The 15,684-nt window shown below is 49.4% G+C and carries 21 protein-coding genes and 3 tRNA genes; 10 read left to right on the top strand and 14 right to left on the bottom strand.

Annotation, left to right across the window (positions count from 1 at the left end):
* The first annotated feature begins 66 nt into the window (after positions 1–66).
* From dcyD to sdiA, 4 genes are all read left to right on the top strand, one after another.
* Positions 67–1,053, top strand: a complete 987-nt coding sequence (gene dcyD, locus ACVXHP_RS07090) for a D-cysteine desulfhydrase (protein WP_447571161.1) — start codon at positions 67–69, stop codon at positions 1,051–1,053.
* A 21-nt stretch (positions 1,054–1,074) separates the two neighbouring features.
* Positions 1,075–1,743, top strand: a complete 669-nt coding sequence (gene tcyL, locus ACVXHP_RS07085) for a cystine ABC transporter permease (protein WP_200006062.1) — start codon at positions 1,075–1,077, stop codon at positions 1,741–1,743.
* A complete protein-coding gene (gene tcyN, locus ACVXHP_RS07080; protein ID WP_279275808.1) occupies positions 1,740–2,492 on the top strand; it encodes an L-cystine ABC transporter ATP-binding protein TcyN in 753 nt (250 codons plus the stop codon). The genes tcyL and tcyN overlap by 4 nt, the downstream gene beginning before the upstream one ends.
* Before the next feature lie 230 nt (positions 2,493–2,722).
* Positions 2,723–3,445 (top strand): transcriptional regulator SdiA, encoded by a 723-nt coding sequence (sdiA, locus tag ACVXHP_RS07075; RefSeq protein ID WP_447571160.1) that lies wholly within the window; start codon positions 2,723–2,725, stop codon positions 3,443–3,445.
* 66 nt (positions 3,446–3,511) lie between these two features.
* Here sdiA and ACVXHP_RS07070 read toward each other — a convergent pair whose 3' ends face one another.
* Both ACVXHP_RS07070 and ACVXHP_RS07065 read right to left on the bottom strand, forming a co-directional pair.
* Entirely contained in the window at positions 3,512–3,736 is a 225-nt protein-coding gene (locus ACVXHP_RS07070) for a DUF2594 family protein (RefSeq protein ID WP_200006065.1), read from the bottom strand.
* A gap of 19 nt (positions 3,737–3,755) precedes the next feature.
* Entirely contained in the window at positions 3,756–3,899 is a 144-nt protein-coding gene (locus ACVXHP_RS07065) for a hypothetical protein (protein WP_447571159.1), read from the bottom strand.
* Between the two features lie 296 nt (positions 3,900–4,195).
* Between ACVXHP_RS07065 and uvrY the strand changes: the two genes are divergently transcribed.
* From uvrY to ACVXHP_RS07035, 6 genes are all read left to right on the top strand, one after another.
* On the top strand, positions 4,196–4,852 hold the full coding sequence (gene uvrY / locus ACVXHP_RS07060; protein WP_006684079.1) for a UvrY/SirA/GacA family response regulator transcription factor: 657 nt from the start codon (positions 4,196–4,198) through the stop codon (positions 4,850–4,852).
* The gene (gene uvrC / locus ACVXHP_RS07055; protein WP_200006066.1) at positions 4,849–6,681 is read left to right on the top strand and encodes an excinuclease ABC subunit UvrC; all 1,833 of its coding nucleotides are present in this window, start codon (positions 4,849–4,851) and stop codon (positions 6,679–6,681) included. Before uvrY ends, uvrC begins: the two co-directional genes overlap by 4 nt.
* A 55-nt stretch (positions 6,682–6,736) precedes the next feature.
* Complete coding sequence (pgsA, locus tag ACVXHP_RS07050) at positions 6,737–7,285, top strand: CDP-diacylglycerol--glycerol-3-phosphate 3-phosphatidyltransferase (RefSeq protein ID WP_038641531.1); 549 nt, start codon at positions 6,737–6,739, stop codon at positions 7,283–7,285.
* Positions 7,286–7,436: 151 nt separating this feature from the next.
* A tRNA-Gly gene (locus tag ACVXHP_RS07045) sits at positions 7,437–7,512 on the top strand.
* Positions 7,513–7,563: 51 nt separating this feature from the next.
* Positions 7,564–7,637: transfer RNA gene (locus tag ACVXHP_RS07040), tRNA-Cys, on the top strand.
* 12 nt (positions 7,638–7,649) lie between these two features.
* A tRNA-Leu gene (locus ACVXHP_RS07035) sits at positions 7,650–7,736 on the top strand.
* A gap of 125 nt (positions 7,737–7,861) precedes the next feature.
* On the opposite strand, the gene ACVXHP_RS07030 is transcribed toward ACVXHP_RS07035, so the two are convergent.
* The 12 genes from ACVXHP_RS07030 to ACVXHP_RS06975 all read right to left on the bottom strand — a co-directional run.
* Complete coding sequence (locus ACVXHP_RS07030) at positions 7,862–8,872, bottom strand: tyrosine-type recombinase/integrase (RefSeq protein ID WP_447571158.1); 1,011 nt, start codon at positions 8,870–8,872, stop codon at positions 7,862–7,864.
* The gene (locus ACVXHP_RS07025) at positions 8,872–9,099 is read right to left on the bottom strand and encodes a DUF4224 domain-containing protein (protein WP_072034363.1); all 228 of its coding nucleotides are present in this window, start codon (positions 9,097–9,099) and stop codon (positions 8,872–8,874) included. Before ACVXHP_RS07025 ends, ACVXHP_RS07030 begins: the two co-directional genes overlap by 1 nt.
* A gap of 314 nt (positions 9,100–9,413) precedes the next feature.
* Positions 9,414–9,803: a chromosome partitioning protein ParB gene (locus ACVXHP_RS07020; protein ID WP_447571157.1), complete on the bottom strand. Its 390-nt coding sequence runs from the start codon at positions 9,801–9,803 to the stop codon at positions 9,414–9,416.
* Positions 9,785–10,273, bottom strand: a complete 489-nt coding sequence (locus ACVXHP_RS07015; protein ID WP_447571156.1) for a hypothetical protein — start codon at positions 10,271–10,273, stop codon at positions 9,785–9,787. The genes ACVXHP_RS07020 and ACVXHP_RS07015 overlap by 19 nt, the downstream gene beginning before the upstream one ends.
* Positions 10,257–10,556 (bottom strand): hypothetical protein, encoded by a 300-nt coding sequence (locus ACVXHP_RS07010; protein ID WP_407129718.1) that lies wholly within the window; start codon positions 10,554–10,556, stop codon positions 10,257–10,259. Before ACVXHP_RS07010 ends, ACVXHP_RS07015 begins: the two co-directional genes overlap by 17 nt.
* A gap of 72 nt (positions 10,557–10,628) precedes the next feature.
* Complete coding sequence (locus tag ACVXHP_RS07005) at positions 10,629–10,880, bottom strand: hypothetical protein (RefSeq protein WP_447571155.1); 252 nt, start codon at positions 10,878–10,880, stop codon at positions 10,629–10,631.
* On the bottom strand, positions 10,881–11,342 hold the full coding sequence (locus tag ACVXHP_RS07000) for a hypothetical protein (protein ID WP_447571154.1): 462 nt from the start codon (positions 11,340–11,342) through the stop codon (positions 10,881–10,883). It lies immediately after the preceding gene.
* On the bottom strand, positions 11,339–12,016 hold the full coding sequence (locus ACVXHP_RS06995) for a hypothetical protein (RefSeq protein WP_447571153.1): 678 nt from the start codon (positions 12,014–12,016) through the stop codon (positions 11,339–11,341). Before ACVXHP_RS06995 ends, ACVXHP_RS07000 begins: the two co-directional genes overlap by 4 nt.
* Positions 12,000–13,040, bottom strand: a complete 1,041-nt coding sequence (locus ACVXHP_RS06990; RefSeq protein WP_447571152.1) for a chromosome partitioning protein ParB — start codon at positions 13,038–13,040, stop codon at positions 12,000–12,002. The genes ACVXHP_RS06995 and ACVXHP_RS06990 overlap by 17 nt, the downstream gene beginning before the upstream one ends.
* Positions 13,040–13,522 (bottom strand): hypothetical protein, encoded by a 483-nt coding sequence (locus ACVXHP_RS06985; protein WP_235426165.1) that lies wholly within the window; start codon positions 13,520–13,522, stop codon positions 13,040–13,042. Before ACVXHP_RS06985 ends, ACVXHP_RS06990 begins: the two co-directional genes overlap by 1 nt.
* Before the next feature lie 101 nt (positions 13,523–13,623).
* Entirely contained in the window at positions 13,624–13,944 is a 321-nt protein-coding gene (locus ACVXHP_RS06980) for a hypothetical protein (protein WP_047416128.1), read from the bottom strand.
* Between the two features lie 1,045 nt (positions 13,945–14,989).
* Positions 14,990–15,684: LexA family protein (locus ACVXHP_RS06975; protein ID WP_447571151.1), on the bottom strand; the 695-nt coding region annotated here is incomplete at its 5' end.

Raw genomic sequence — 15,684 nt, 5'->3', positions numbered from 1 at the left:
TTTATTTCATTGCGCCTGAACGTGCATAATAAAAAGAACATCACAACAACGAATACCGGAGGCTGTATGCCGCTGCATAACTTAACGCGCTTTCCACGTCTGGAATTTATTGGCGCGCCAACACCGCTCGAATATCTTCCACGCTTCTCCGACTACCTTGGGCGCGATATTTTCATCAAACGCGATGACGTTACGCCGATGGCCATGGGCGGCAATAAACTGCGTAAGCTGGAGTTTCTGGCGGCAGACGCGCTGCGTGAAGGTGCCGATACGCTGATAACCGCGGGCGCTATCCAGTCTAACCATGTGCGCCAGACGGCTGCGGTAGCGGCTAAACTTGGTCTGCATTGCGTGGCGCTGCTGGAAAACCCGATTGGCACCACGGCGGAAAACTATCTCAGTAATGGCAACCGTCTGCTGCTGGATCTGTTTAATACCCAGATTGAAATGTGCGATGCGCTGACCGATCCGAATGCACAGCTTCAGGAACTGGCGACGCGGATTGAAGCGCAAGGATTCCGTCCGTATGTGATCCCTGTTGGGGGTTCCAATGCTCTGGGCGCGCTGGGCTACGTGGAAAGCGCGCTGGAAATTGCGCAACAATGTGAAGGGGCCGTAGAGCTGTCTTCCGTGGTCGTGGCGTCGGGCAGCGCGGGAACGCATGCCGGACTGGCCGTTGGTCTGGAGCAGCTGATGCCACACGTTGAGCTGATTGGCGTGACTGTCTCGCGCAGCGTGGCCGATCAAAAGCCAAAAGTTGTTACGCTGCAACAGGACATTGCCCGTGAACTGGAACTGACGGCCTCGGCGGATATCCTGTTATGGGATGATTATTATGCGCCGGGCTACGGTACGCCAAACGAAGAGGGCATGGAAGCGCTAAAACTGCTGGCACGACTGGAAGGCATCTTGTTGGATCCGGTCTATACCGGCAAGGCTATGGCGGGTCTGATTGACGGCATCAGCCAGAAGCGCTTTAAAGATGAAGGGCCAATTCTCTTTATCCATACCGGTGGGGCGCCTGCATTGTTTGCCTACCATCCTCACGTGTAACAATCAGGTAGAACAACGCTAATGCAAGAAAGTATCCAACTGGTGATCGATTCCCTGCCGTATCTGCTTAAAGGTGCGGTTTTTACGCTGCAACTGAGTATCGGCGGGATGTTTTTTGGCCTCGTGCTGGGGTTTATCCTGGCGCTGATGCGCCTGTCGCCGCTGCTACCTGTACGTTGGCTGGCACGCTTTTATATCTCGGTCTTTCGCGGAACGCCGTTGATCGCCCAACTGTTCATGATCTATTACGGTCTGCCACAGTTTGGTATTGAGCTGGATCCCATCCCGGCGGCGATGATTGGTTTGTCGTTGAATACGGCGGCCTACGCGGCGGAAACGCTGCGGGCGGCAATCTCCTCCATCGACAAAGGTCAGTGGGAAGCGGGGGCCAGTATTGGCATGACGCGCTGGCAGACCATGCGCCGGGCGATCCTGCCGCAGGCGGCACGCGTTGCGCTACCGCCGCTGAGCAACAGTTTTATCAGCCTGGTGAAAGACACATCGCTGGCCGCGACTATTCAGGTTCCGGAACTGTTCCGTCAGGCGCAGCTGATTACCTCGCGTACGCTGGAAGTGTTCACTATGTATCTGGCGGCTTCATTGATTTATTGGGTAATGGCGACGGTGCTTTCTGCGCTGCAGAACTATTTTGAAGAACAACTGAACCGCCAGGAGAAAGATCCAAAATGAGTGCTATCGAAGTCAGAAACCTGGTCAAAAAATTCCATGGGCAAACGGTGCTGCATGGGATCGATCTCGACGTCAAACCCGGTGAAGTTGTGGCGATTATCGGGCCGAGCGGTTCGGGCAAAACCACGCTGCTGCGGAGCATTAATTTGCTGGAGCAACCGGAGGCGGGCACCATTAAAGTTGGGGAAATAACCATTGATACCGCGCGGTCGTTAACTCAGCAGAAAGGACTGATTCGCCAGTTGCGCCAGCATGTAGGCTTTGTGTTCCAGAACTTTAATTTGTTTCCCCATCGTACGGTGCTGGAAAACATTATTGAAGGCCCGGTGATTGTCAAAGGCGAACCGAAAGCCGAAGCGACAGCCCGTGCGCGCGAACTGCTGGCGAAAGTCGGGCTGGCGGGAAAAGAAACCAGCTACCCGCGCCGTTTGTCCGGTGGGCAGCAGCAGCGTGTGGCGATTGCCCGGGCGCTGGCAATGCGACCAGAGGTTATTTTATTCGATGAACCTACCTCAGCGCTTGACCCTGAACTGGTTGGCGAGGTGCTGAGTACCATTCGCCAGTTGGCGCAGGAAAAACGCACCATGGTGATTGTGACGCATGAAATGAGCTTTGCTCGCGACGTGGCCGACCGGGCGATATTTATGGATCAAGGACGAATAGTGGAACAGGGCCCGGCTAAATCTTTATTTACGCATCCGCAACAGCCGCGAACCCGTCAGTTTCTCGAAAAATTCCTCATGCAGTAAATAGTTCAAGCAGCACTCACCGACATTGTTTATGGTGAGTGCTGCTCGCATAACTATTTATAAATATTGCTTTATTATTAATGCTTGATTCTGTTGCTTTCTCCGGCTGTTGAGTAACGCTCAAGTAATTCTTCATTTGTCCGATAATTTGCATATATAAAATACATTTATGTGTTAGCTTGTTTCATATGTTTGGATGATTATCAATCTCAGGGGCATTACCACTTAGTATGCAGGATCATGATTTCTTCACCTGGCGACGGAGCATGCTGTTACGCTTTCAGGAAATGGCGACGGCAGAGGATGTCTATAATGAATTACAACAACAGACGCAGCATTTAGAGTTCGATTTCTACGCACTCTGTGTTCGTCATCCCGTACCCTTTACCCGCCCTAAAACGTCACTTCATACGACCTACCCCGAAGCATGGGTGGCGCATTATCAATCCGAGAATTATTTCGCCATTGATCCGGTGCTGAAGCCTGAAAACTTTAGTCAGGGGCATTTACCCTGGAACGATACCTTGTTTCGTGATGCGCAACCCCTGTGGGACGCCGCACGCCATCACGGTTTACGCAAAGGGATGACGCAATGCCTATTGTTGCCGAATCGGGCGCTGGGATTTTTATCGGTATCGCGAGCGAGTATCCGTAATAGTCGTTTTGCGAATGATGAAGTGGAGCTCAGAATGCAGCTTCTGGTGCGGGAAAGTCTGTCGGTGCTGACGCGACTGGAAGATGACATGGTCATGGCGCCAGAGATGCGCTTTAGCAAGCGGGAAAAAGAAATATTGAAATGGACCGCAGAGGGGAAAACGTCTTCGGAGATAGCGATAATACTGTCGATTTCTGAAAATACCGTCAACTTTCACCAGAAGAATATGCAAAAGAAATTCAATGCGCCAAACAAAACGCAGATAGCGTGTTACGCCGCTGCGACCGGGCTTATCTGAATAAATTATCGTTCTGAGTGTCAGACGCAAAACCGGCTGATAGCGATGCTCTCAGCCGGTTTCTTATTACTGGCGGTAGGCCTGTTTAATTTGCTTAACAGTGCTGGAAAATACCGCAGCCTGTGATTGATCTTCAATCAGCGCGATCTGTTTTTCCATTTTAAGAATCACGCGTCCAGCATCGGCTTGACCCATTGCCTGCAGCATCAGTGTTAACAGGGATTTCAGGCAGGTGACTTCATTGGCCAGTTCCTGGTTATTCTCAGCAGTGGAAAAGTCAGGCGTACTCATTTATTTTCCTCGTTATGTTTCAATGAAAAAGTGCGATGTCAAATCTTAAGGCGGCGGAGTATACCATAAGAGAGGCTAAAAATATCAGTGGTTGTTTTTTGTGCAAGTGAAAGAGATGGACATTAAAATAAACAACATGTTGCAGTGCATATATTTTCTCCACTTGTTGTTTATTTCGAGTATTTTACTCGTTAATTATTGTTACAACTTTGGCTGCCTGGTTTGCATTCAACGCAGGAATATGAATTTTTTGTCACTATTCTGAAACAGCTATGCAGATATAACCGTGGCAGTAGCCTGTCAGGCCTGGAAGTTTCCACACGTCGTACAATCTAATTTCCAAAAACGAGAGCAAAATCGAAAGTCGGACGTTTTTTACATTTCAAAGTTGAGATAAAACCCGTTAACATAGGACCGATTAACTATCGGTAGCGTTATCCCTATTCTGGAGATATTCCTTTGATCAACGTTTTTCTTGTTGATGACCACGAACTGGTGCGCGCAGGGATACGACGCATTCTGGAAGATATAAAAGGCATAAAAGTTGTCGGCGAAGCGTGCTGCGGTGAAGATGCGGTGAAATGGTGCCGCTCAAATTCCGTGGACGTTGTGCTGATGGATATGAATATGCCCGGTATTGGCGGTCTCGAAGCAACCCGCAAAATTGCGCGTTCAACGGCAGACATTAAAGTGATTATGCTGACGGTACATACCGAAAACCCGTTACCTGCAAAAGTTATGCAGGCAGGTGCCGCAGGGTATCTCAGCAAAGGAGCCGCCCCCCAGGAAGTAGTGAGTGCGATTCGTTCGGTTTATTCCGGGCAACGTTATATTGCCTCCGATATCGCTCAGCAAATGGCGCTCAGCCAGATTGAACCTGAGAAAACGGAAACCCCGTTTGCCAGTTTGTCTGAACGCGAGTTGCAGATTATGCTGATGATCACCAAAGGTCAGAAGGTCAATGAGATTTCAGAACAACTGAATCTTAGTCCTAAAACGGTGAACAGCTATCGCTATCGAATGTTCAGTAAATTAAACATTCACGGCGACGTCGAGTTGACTCACCTGGCAATTCGCCATGGCCTGTGTAATGCGGAGACATTAACAAGCCAGTGACCGATCAGTTTGATGCCAAAGCGTTCCTGAAAACCGTAACCAGTCAGCCCGGCGTTTATCGTATGTATGATACCGCCGGGACGGTTATCTATGTCGGGAAAGCGAAAGACCTGAAAAAAAGGCTTTCCAGTTACTTCCGTAGCAATCTCGCGTCGCGTAAGACCGAAGCGTTGGTCGCGCAAATCCAGCAGATTGATGTCACGGTGACACACACCGAAACCGAAGCGTTATTGCTTGAACACAACTACATCAAGCTGTATCAGCCGCGCTATAACGTATTGCTGCGCGACGATAAATCCTATCCTTTTATTTTCCTCAGCGGCGACACTCACCCACGTCTGGCGATGCATCGTGGGGCTAAGCATGCCAAAGGCGAGTACTTTGGACCGTTCCCCAACGGCTATGCCGTACGTGAAACGCTGGCGCTGCTGCAGAAAATTTTTCCCATCCGTCAGTGCGAAAACAGCGTGTATCGCAATCGCTCGCGACCTTGCCTGCAATATCAGATTGGTCGTTGCCTCGGTCCCTGTGTGGCGGGTCTGGTGAGTGAGGAAGAGTATGCGCAGCAGGTCGAGTACGTGCGTTTATTCTTGTCCGGGAAAGACGATCAGGTATTGACCCAACTGATCGCCCGGATGGAAAAGGCCAGCCAAAATCTCGAATTTGAAGAGGCTGCACGTATTCGTGACCAAATTCAGGCGGTACGACGCGTCACTGAAAAACAGTTTGTCTCGAATTCCGGAGACGATCTGGACGTTATCGGCGTGGCATTTGACGCGGGTATGGCTTGTGTGCACGTACTGTTCATTCGTCAGGGTAAAGTGTTGGGCAGCCGCAGCTATTTCCCGAAAGTACCAGGTGGAACAGAACTCGGCGAGGTGGTTGAAACCTTTGTCGGGCAGTTTTATTTGCAGGGTAGTCAGATGCGTACCTTACCCGGCGAGATCCTGCTCGATTTTAATCTTAGCGATAAAACCCTGCTGGCGGATTCATTGTCTGAACTGGCCGGGCGGAAGATTAACGTCCAGACGAAACCGCGTGGAGATCGCGCGCGTTATCTGAAGCTGGCACGTACCAACGCAGCGGTGGCGTTAACCACCAAGCTTTCTCAGCAGTCGACCATTACACAGCGTCTGACGGCGCTGGCCTCCGTATTGAAGTTACCTGCGGTGAAGCGTATGGAGTGCTTCGACATCAGCCATACTATGGGCGAGCAGACGGTCGCCTCCTGCGTGGTTTTTGATGCCAATGGCCCACTGCGCGCAGAGTATCGTCGTTACAACATCACCGGCATTACGCCGGGCGATGATTATGCGGCGATGAATCAGGTTCTGCGTCGGCGTTACGGTAAGGCGATCGAAGAAAGTAAGGTTCCGGACGTTATATTGATCGACGGCGGTAAAGGTCAGTTGGGGCAGGCGAAAGCCGTTTTTGCCGAGCTGGATGTTCCCTGGGATAAACAGCACCCGCTCTTGCTGGGGGTGGCGAAAGGGGCCGATCGTAAAGCCGGTCTGGAAACACTGTTCTTTGAGCCGGAAGGTGAGGGCTTTAGCCTGCCGCCGGATTCGCCTGCGTTGCATGTGATACAGCATATCCGCGATGAATCTCACGATCATGCGATCAGCGGACACCGGAAAAAACGTGCGAAGGTGAAAAGTACCAGCACGCTTGAGACCATTGAAGGCGTTGGGCCCAAGCGTCGGCAGATGTTGTTGAAATATATGGGCGGTTTGCAAGGTCTTCGTAACGCAAGTATTGAAGAAATTGCAAAAGTGCCGGGTATTTCGCAAGCTCTGGCAGAAAAGATCTTCTACTCGTTGAAACATTAGGCCCTCTGTAGCAACATAGGGGTAATTTCACTGACAACAGATAGTTATCCGTCATATGCAATTTAATATCCCTACGTTGCTCACGCTGTTTCGCGTCATCCTGATCCCATTCTTTGTATTGGCGTTTTATCTGCCATTCACCTGGGCTCCCTTTGTTTGTGCGCTGATCTTCTGTATCGCGGCGGTCACCGACTGGTTTGATGGCTATCTGGCGCGTCGCTGGAACCAAAGCACGCGTTTTGGCGCCTTCCTCGATCCCGTTGCCGATAAAGTGCTGGTGGCTATCGCGATGGTTCTGGTGACGGAGCACTATCACAGCTGGTGGGTGACGCTTCCTGCCGCCACGATGATCGCGCGTGAAATTATCATCTCTGCGCTACGTGAATGGATGGCTGAGCTGGGCAAACGCAGCAGTGTTGCAGTGTCCTGGATCGGTAAAGTGAAAACGACTTCGCAGATGGCCGCACTGGCGTGGCTGCTGTGGCGTCCAAATATCTGGGTAGAGTATGCCGGGATCGCACTTTTCTTCGTCGCCGCGGTACTGACTTTGTGGTCAATGTTCCAGTATTTGAGCGCTGCATGGGGAGATTTGCTTGAACAGTGATCGTTTCGGCGCAAATTTCAGCAAACGATCGTCAGTGGTGAAAAATATCGTTGACTCATTGCGTCAGGTAAGTAGAATGCAACGCATCGAACGGCAGCACTGATTGCCAGACGATAACAAAATCAAGTGATTAACAAAGTTACTTGGTGATGCGGGAATAGCTCAGTTGGTAGAGCACGACCTTGCCAAGGTCGGGGTCGCGAGTTCGAGTCTCGTTTCCCGCTCCAAATTAAAGGCATCGGCAATAGCGGGTGTCGGCTGAAAAGCCAGAAGATTTCGGCGCGTTAGCAAAGCGGTTATGTAGCGGATTGCAAATCCGTCTAGTCCGGTTCGACTCCGGAACGCGCCTCCAATTTCTTCCCGAGCCCGGATGGTGGAATCGGTAGACACAAGGGATTTAAAATCCCTCGGCGTTCGCGCTGTGTGGGTTCAAGTCCCACTCCGGGTACCATGGGAAAGAATAGAATAATCAAAGCAATAAGCAGTGTCGTGAAACCACCTACGGGTGGTTTTTTTGTTTTTGTGCTACATGTTCACCATTGTTTCGCCATTCAGCTTCGCCATAAAAAGAGGGCATTACTGCCCCCCAACGACCGGAACAACAGATATTTTGCGGTTATATCTTGCAGTCTGCGAAGCATTTTTGTGGCCTGATATTTCCTGTTTCTCATGCAGCGTTCCTTCCAGATCAGATATCCCCTTAGCTTTCAGATCATGGAACGTGAAGTTAAATTCGAGCTCAGGAAATTTTTCAGCGGCTAACTTTTTCGCTTTCATCCACTGAGCATTAAATGCATCTCGGGTGTAACGAGAACCTGACTGCTGGTGGAGCACGTACAGACTCACCATGCCGCTGTTTAACGGAAGGGAATCTGCCAGTGTGATCGCATTCGATAGGCGCACAGTCCAAGCCTTAATCTGGCTCACCGCTGTCTTGCTTTGCTGAATTAGAATACCTTCATCAAGTATCTGGCTCTTTTTAAGATCCAGAATGTCACCCTGACGTGCGCAGCATAAATAGGCTAATTCCATGGCAATCTTCACCGGTACTGACGAAACGCTAAATAGTGCTTCATATTCTTTGTCCGTGACGTAACGGGTGCGCGCCAGTTCCTTAAATTGCTTCACACCGTGGCATGGATTAATCTTCACTTTGCCACGCTCATATGCCCACCTAAACACCCTCGACATAAACGCTTTCTCTCGGTTCGCCTGAACCCTGCTCTTAACACCCCTTTTATCCATATACTTCCTGATATGCTCAGGCTTGATGTTATCCGGCTTCATTTTCCCGAAGACCACATTTACCTTTGAACCGTATTTTCTGTAGTCTTTTCGCGTTTCAGTTGCTAACTCGTGGAAATCTCCGGAATTAAAGAACTCTTCACAAAGTGCGTTGAAGTTCGTACCAACCTTTAAATCGTTAATGAAGTTTTCGTAAGCTGCCCATACCTGCGATTTTGTTAAATCAGGATTGCACAACCTGATGGTACGACCATCTGTTGTACGAAACTCATAAGCAGATTTTCCCCGACGAACGCGGGGAGGCATCCAGTTATCATCGGGGTTTTTGCGAGCTCTAGACATTACATATCCTTAAAGTTTGGTTCTTCTTCCTCTGGATTACTCACTATCAACTTAAGGCCAACCGGGTTTGATACATGATCCCATGTTGTTCCTGGCCTGCCGTCCTTACGTGGGATAAAAAATACACCACTCTCCCTGAGAGCTTTGCATTGTAGGGAAGGGCGACGATAACCAGTTAATTGATAGAGGTCATCTGGAGTAAGAAAACGTTGGATTTGTCCGCTCATAGATAGTTCTCCACTTAAACCGGCTGCACCCGGTTACTTCATTCTGTAAGCACACGATGAACATCCGTGACGGGTTCCATCGTTGCAATTGCGACATAATGGATATTCTTTCGAACCCTTCCCATTAAGTTGATTAACTATCTCTACTGGTACCATTACTGGCATTGGCACACGAATAACTATGCTTCTGAGTTCAGCAATTTCGTTTTCCTGTTCGAACACTCTCGCCTTACAGTATTCAGCTTCAGATTTCCACCATGCCACATCCGATCTAAGGCGGCGCAATCGCCGCTGTTTAAGTTTGCTGGACATATTTAACCGCCGAATATCCACTGATTATTTGCATGTGCTTGAAAACGGCATGATGTATCTGGAAGTAATAATTCTTTAACTACCTGACCATTCTCCACGAAGTAATAATCGGAATCGGTCACGTTGTTTATGAAAAATGCCTCCCGTTCTTGTTCGCTAAGGGTATTAATTATTTTCATCACTTTTTTACCAATCGGACGATAATCAGGATCAACCCCTGCGAGCATCGCAGCAGCATAATTATGATGACCGTCCATAAGGATAGTGTATTGCTTACCGCGCAAAATCACGGGATACACAGAGACAATGAAGCGCTTAAATCGTATGGCGCGTTCAGCGACCTTTGCTTTATCAAGATAGCGTTGACTGCTGATTAGCTTTCCCTTGAACACGACTTCACCTCCTGCTGCGTTGCTGCTTCGAAATGCTCGACACCTTTAGCCCAAATAGCTTTGATGGTCGTCCAGGTGACAGGAACGGTAATTTCAAGCCTTCCGCTACCGTCACATGTTTCGCACTCATCATCACCAAAACACTCCGGGCAGTTTATAAACTTCGTTTCTGAAAACTCACCGGATAGCTCGCCCTTAGCGCCGTTCTCAGCGGTTAGTTTCTTCGGGACCATCACATAACCATCTTGGGTTATTGGAAATTTGCCAGCCTTGCGGCATTCCAGCACCTCATTAATCACCTTCACAGCATCAGCCATTGCGTAGCCGAGATTACCGCCGTCGCTTTGTGCTGCTGCTTTGCTGAGTATTTCGCTTATCTGGTGCAGGCGATCGAGTGATACAGGACCGTGTGCCGGGTGGTTATTTTGGCCTTTGGTTAATGAGAGCATGGTTTCACCATCTTTCTTCATCTTCTTCCTCCCAGCGCTGGCGTTCGGCATCAATACAGGGTTTGCACACCTCATAGACTCGACCGTGGCTCCCTTCTTCGATATCCCTGTGAGGGATTAAGCGTTCGGCGTGTTTACCGCACCAGTTGCATTTACCTGAATAGTCGGTGCTATTGGTTTCACGAACGTATTCATCGTGGCATTCCTGGCACATGTCGTGATATTCACAACCAAACGAATCTGTTTCCCCCTGAACGCGACGAACTGCATCTCGATCAGGGTGCTCATCGCATTTAGTACCCACCGGCACTCCGGCAAAATGGCCTGGTAGTGTTGATACTGGACCATTGCTAATATCTGCCATCTCATCCACCCTTCACGCCAATGCAGCAGCTTCGCGCCAGTACGCGAAACACTCATCAAGTTTATCTTTGTCGTAAGTAACGTTTGCAGTTGCCGTGGTAACGCCATATCCACCGCTAAGTGCCATATCTTTCCAGTTGGAGTGGATGCCGGAATTTTCCACGGCATCGCGGCACGCGCTGGGGGCGTCAATGCCGCAACCAACAATCCCTCCAGAACGGGAAACAACAACGAAAATCTTTTCGATTTTTGCTCGCTTAGCCATCTATTCATCCCCCTCACACCGGAATCCTGCTAGGCGAATCTGCCGCCTGGCGAGAGTAATAGCCTCTTCATATGCTTTTTCTTGCTCATTCCAGTAGCCGTTTGTTTTTGGCAGCGAAACGGGATTAGCTAACTTTGCCTCCAGTTCTGCCATGCGATTCTCTGCCCCGTTAGCCCTCACGTGCTGCGTGATAAGCGCCCTATTAGCCATTACTAATTGTTCATGTTCTGTTTTGAATGCCTCTGCCAACTTATCAGCACGAAAACGCTCGTTATCAAAACTGTTGCGCCAGTTGTCTCGTTCCCTTTCTGCGGCTTCCATCTCATCAAGCAGCGCCAGCACACGCTGCGCCAGCCAGCGCTTTTCTTCATCGCCATAGGCGTTGTCAGCTATCTCTTTGAGGCGGCCAGTGCCAATATCACCACCATCAGCGCGGTATGCCGGTTTGTTGAGTGCTGTCATTGGACTGACTCCTTGCGAAGTTGGGCGGCGAACTCACAAATAGTGATACCGCCTTCCTCTGAATAATCTGCTGACGAAATATGCAGACCATGGGCAATACTGCCGTCGTCACGTTGAATGCTACCAACCCATAGCAACCCGTCAGTAAAATCACCGTACCCAGATTCATTGCCGTCACCGCATTGCGAGCAAATAGACTCAATGTCGGATGGCTCAAGGAAAATTTGTTGAGGTACAAGCACGTAACCTTCAGGAATAGCGCTGGCCCGCACTTCAGCCAGGAAAGCGTCCGTCGCTGGGGTTTCGTCTTCAAAGGTGTCGCAAATCATATGCAGATACCCTTCGTTGGTTGGTCGGATGCGATTCATCACGCCAGCAATGAAATACTCTCTACACTCGCTGATGATTTTTTTTGCCCCCGCATTCTCCGCCGCCAGCTCCCTGCACTTGCTCTCGGCGTTAGCGAGCTGTACTGCAATGTCTGCGTTTTGTAATTGCAGTTCTTCGTACTTACAACGTGTTTCGCGAATTTCTAATACAGCAATCTGAACCGCATAGGCAAACATGGAAACAGAACGTTCACCCATCTTTTCACTGTCAGACTGCATGCGCATGGCGACTGCCATCAGTTCATCCAGTTGTGCACCGGTCATTGGTTTATTGGTTGTTGTCATGATGATTTTCCTGCTGCAGTTTGTATTGCTTGACGAAGTGGGCCACTGCTTTTGACTGGCTGGCGATTATTTTTTTATCGCCTAAATCCAGGGTGACGTTCTTACCGCGATAAATTATTGCTGAGCCGATTTCCTTACCGTCCAGCTTCACATACAGCACTTTCCCGATAATCTCTGTCGTAGGGATTGGCTGTGAAAGGCGATATGTTTCGCGAGCTTCAGCAATGGTTTTGTGTTCGTCGATGATCGCCAGAGCTTCAGCCAGTGCCGTACCTTGTAAAGTGAACACGCCTTCATCGCTGATCGTCGCCATGGACATTAACTCCACGAAACGGCGAGCGCTTTTAATGTTGAGTTCCGGAGCGATAGAACTGCGCGTAACTTTTGTTTTCCCCTGGGCTGCGGCTACTGCTTTATCATGCTTGAGAACCTCACCAGCCTGTTCGCCAAACTCACGAACGCGGTCAACAGCAACATCAACAGATACGGCACCAGATTTAACTTCCTGCTGAACGTCATAATTGGCGGTACTCAGAGTGAGCAACTTCTCAACGGTCGCTACAGACTTATTGACCAGCTTTGCAATCTCGCTGGTGGTCTGGTTGAAAGCGTTATGAAGCTCCTGAATAACAGCAGCCTGTTCAATATCGGAAAGTGGGAGTTGGTTATTACTGGTCATGATGCGAGCCAGACGCTGCACATCGTTACCGTTGAACGGCATGATATGAATGCGGTCTACTGGCTTACCAGCTTCAGCACAACGTGCGTAGCAGCGACGGCGGCGATGGCCTTCAACAACCCACACACCGCCTTCATCACGTGCGATAACCTCCAGTGGAGGAACGGTGCCACCGTTCATCAGATAGTTAAATAGGTCATCATCAGCCTGGCGGGTGCGTTCGTCGTCTTCACGCTTGTTGAATCCTTCACGCACGTGGATATGTTCAAGGCTGATAAACATCCCGGTATCGGTGCGCTTGATGGTCCCGTCACGGGACATCTGTTTGAATGAGTTGGCGGCCATTACGCAGTACCTTCACGAAGTTGGTTAGCGAATAACAGAGCCTGATTACCAGCGTAAACAATGCTTTCTTCTTGCTCTTCTTTGCCTATAGCAATAGTGACGTTTGCGTACTTTTCCACGCCAGTGGCCTGGATATCGCGAATAACCTGATCGGTAACTGGAGTTAACTCGCGTAATTCTCTCTGCGCCTCCAGCATGTGCATATTGGTCGGCGATTTGGTATGACGTTCAACGATGCGGTCGCACTCTTTGGCCCAGCAGTTAACATCGTCGCGCAAAACGGTGTTCTCAATAGCCAGCGACTTACGCTGTTCCATTGATTCGCACAGTGCGACACCCTGAACATCGTAGCGGTTAGCCAGTTCATTCATCAGCCACTGGGAAGCAGTTGGAAGGAGAGGGGCCGCTTTACGGGCCGCATCGATCAGTTGCTCTCTGGTCATACGTGGTTGTAGCTCAGTGACGTTCTGTGTGGTCGTCATGGTTAGTTTCTCCGTGTTATATGCGCCCTGCACGGCGCTGAATTTTGGTTGCACGAATCCCGGCACTATGAATGCTGCCTAATTCGTTAATTAATAATTAGTTAAAAATATTCCCTGTTATCTGATCTAACTCGTTCGAGAATAATTTTGGCCTCTTCGAATGATGGTGCCAGTAAAGCCTTTTCAACTGCTCTGGCGAAGCAGGTGGCATCACATTCGTAACTATCAGATTTCGATTCCCATTCGGAAGCATCTTCTTCTGCGTCTGAAATACGATCTTCATATTCAGATTCCAGCTCACGCCTTACCTCGGCGCGAAGACGCTCTCGAATGATGTCTGATGCTTCGTCCAGTGGGAGAATAATCAGTAAATTTTCGGGCTGGTAAGTACCGTACTTTACCGCCAGATCATTCGCAGACATACAACCTCCAGAAAAAGTGCCCGCCGCGAAGCGGGCTAAGAATATCTCTCCAATTCAACCAGAACAGTCTCAACGTCTCCTGTAAGGTTGAGATGGCGTTATTACCATCACCAAGCACCCAGTGGATGCTTGAGGCTGATCGCCATAACCGGTACTGCAATACCGGTGCTTAATTTCTCCACTCAAATGAAAGCGCGTTCCGCTGGTTTTGGATTTAACGAACTGGCACTTAATGACAAGGGACAGAACGCGCTTTCAGTTGAGTAAAAAGGGCGGTACCAGGGACTTCAAAGGTTGGTACTGGTACCGCCAAGACTCCACACAGCTTTCTTACTTCCTGGTACCACGCTGGCTACGTGATTTGGTGTGTGGTGGCTGGCGCTGATCTCCAGCTCAGTGGCTCGGTGTTTCAATATCGTAACCGCCCGTTCCATCCGCGTTCGATCAGTCCGTATGCTCGCTTAGAACGTTTCGCCTGCTTATCTTTTCTCAACCGTTTGACGGTCAGCCCCGTCATTCACCACAACGAAAAGAGCACTACCGCGTTTCTGCCGTTCCATCCTGGCTTTTGGTGCTGCTACGGCTGCGAGATATTTTTTGCATGCCAGCGCTCTTTTCGTTGTGCACCGGGATTCCACCGGTTCCCATCTGTTTTTAAAGCCACACAGATATCGTCTGGGCTTCGCCGTCTACTTCCGGCTGTCACTGCCGTCGAGAGTGCTGGCATCTCACTGACCTGATAACTCCCAGGATCAACTGGAGTGGTTGTTATCGCGACCAAAGCGCCACTGTCCAGGACATTTAAAAGAACCGTCTCCAAGTGGTAACTCTTCCAGTCCCGGTAAGAACCCTGCGAGATGCTTACCGTGACTGACTGAAACACCTGTCTCCTTATAATTAAGAATGTATCACTGCGGTGCACATTGAGTATCACCAATAGTGATTAATTGGTCAACACCTCTAGTGATAAAATTATCACTAAAAGTGTTAACTTCATGATTATTAAGGTGAAAAAAGATGCAAAAAAAAGGAGCCGATTGGCTCCTTATTCGAAGATATTTTCAGGCCATTGGGCCTTAACAACCTTACCTATTATCCTGCAATGTTCATTACATTCAATTGCTTGGTATCGTGGGCTAGGATTGAGTGGTTCAAGCCACGGCCTTCCATCCTCACGAACGAATCTCTTAAATGTCACTTCTGAGTCGTTAAAAATACCAGCAACGCAAAAATCACCTGCCTCAACATCCTGTTCTGGATCTATGAGGATTAGCATACCCTCAGGAAAGCTTGGCTTTACACCAGGTGGTGCGGTCATTGAATGTCCAGAAACTTCAAGCCAAAAAGCTGAATCACTGGCTTTAACTGTAGTGGAAACCCATTCCTTTGCATCTCGCTCAGTGTAAGAGCTTACAGGACAGAAGGAACCAGCCTGAACTTCGGTTAGTAGTGGGTATTCATAAACTGAAGAATGGTTTTTTCCGTTTGCGATAGCTTCAAACATTGCTGATATTTCAGCTGCAAGCGATGGGCTGAAGTCGTCAACTTTCACACCCAGAATTTTAGCGAACTGAGCTGCATGAGTTGCATTAATTGCGTTGGTCCCATTGAGCAGTTGTGCAACGCCACTCTGACCCATACCCATCTGTTCAGCCAGCGTCTCCTGAGAGAGCCCAAGAGATTTCTTCTTGGACTCAAAAATGGCTTTAAGCCTACTGGCGTCAGCCAATTGTTCGGCGG

This window comes from Citrobacter freundii complex sp. 2025EL-00176 (assembly GCF_053309355.1).
This window is presented reverse-complemented; position numbering and strand designations above follow the sequence as displayed.